This is a genomic window from Olsenella absiana, from assembly GCF_036408855.1.
Lineage (GTDB): Bacteria > Actinomycetota > Coriobacteriia > Coriobacteriales > Atopobiaceae > Olsenella_K > Olsenella_K absiana.
In genome coordinates, this window is the sequence record NZ_JAZGJQ010000019.1 from 1 (window position 1) to 1,488 (window position 1,488).

The 1,488-nt window shown below is 63.2% G+C and carries 1 protein-coding gene; it reads right to left on the reverse strand.

All coding sequences use genetic code 11. The annotated features are described in order from the left end of the window. Positions 1–82: 82 nt before the first annotated feature. Positions 83–1,372, reverse strand: coding sequence for an IS256 family transposase (locus tag VXJ25_RS09670; protein ID WP_330959009.1), 1,290 nt, complete (start codon positions 1,370–1,372; stop codon positions 83–85). Positions 1,373–1,488 lie beyond the last annotated feature (116 nt).

The following is a 1,488-nucleotide window of genomic DNA, read 5'->3' on the forward strand; positions in this document are numbered from 1 at the left end:
GGTAGTGTCGGGGATGTTGGTGTAACGGCCTCATTGCTCTGAGGGGCGGACGCCGTCCTGGACCTGAGATCAGTTGCCTATCCTATGCCGCCTCCAGCTCGTCGGCAAGCTCCAAGCTCGCCTCAATGGCTTTCTTGGCGATGAGACGCAGCTCCTCTTCCTGTTCAGGGGTTGGTGGCTGCGGTTTCTGCTTTGCTCTCTTCTCGTCGTATAGCTCGGCGATCTTTGACTCTGCGAAGTAGCGCTTGTCGCTCCACAGCTCGTCTTCCTCGCACATCACGGCCCCTGCCAGGCGCTCCAGAGAGCGAACTGACGGGAATACCTGCACGACCCTTGAGCGGCGCTTGATCTCGCGGTTGGTGCGCTCCTCCACGTTGTTGGTCCTGAGCCTCTTCCAGTGGGAACAGGGGAAGTCCAGGTAGGCCAAGGCATCCACCTCGGCCTCTTCCATGATGGCGGCTGCCTTGGGACAGCACTCCTCGAGCATCTCGCATGCCAGGTGGTAGGCACAACGCACCACACCCGCGTCCTTGGCCCGGAAGACGGGGGCGACGATCTTGGCGACCCGCCTCTTCAGCTGCCACGTCTTGGCCTCGCGGACGCAGTCGCGCGTGAGGTGCACGACGCACCTCTGCCAGGCGGCTCCCTGGAACTCCTCGGCTATGGCGCGCTTGAGGCCCTCGTGGGCGTCCGAGACGACGAGCTCGGCCCCGTGGACGCCACGCTTCCTGATCGTGGCGAGGAAGCCCTTCCAGGAGTCGTAGGACTCGGTGTCCACGACCGATATCCCCAGCACGCGCCTCCAGCCCTCTTCGTCTGAGCCGATGGCCGTGACGACGGCGGTTGAGGCAACACGCCCGTCCCTTCTGCACTTCACGTAGGTGGCGTCGAGCCAGAGGTAGGGCATTCTGATGGCCGAGAGGTCGCGGGAGAGCAGCTCGTCCACGTCGGCGTCCAGGCTCTGGGCAATGGCGCTCACCTGGTCCTTGGAGAGCCTGTCGACGCCCAGCTTCTCGGCTATCTTCTGGACCTTTCTGGTGCTGGTGCCCGTGGCGTACATCTCGGCCACGGCGGCCACGAGCGCTCGGTCGACCCTCTGGTAGCGCTCTATCACGTCCTCGGGGAAGAAGCTGCCGCTTCTCAGCTTGGGAACCTTGAGCGTGAGCGTGCCCACGCAGGTCTTGAGCTTGCGCTCGCGGTAGCCGTTCCTCGTGTTCTTCTGCGCCGCGCACATCTGGTCCGCCTCGGCGTCCATGATCTCGTTCACCACCGACTCGGCGAGCTGCCTGATCAGCTCTTGCAGGTTGATGCAGCCGTCCTCGAAGCGCGGCATGCGCATCGCGGCCATCGCCGCCTCTGATATGATTTCCATGCGGTCGTCGTCCTTTCCTCGAACCTGACTTGTCGCGATTTCAGATTCTAGGACGGCGGCCGCTTCCTTTCAGCCCGCCTGGTTTAGGCGCTTACACCAACTTTTACGACACGATC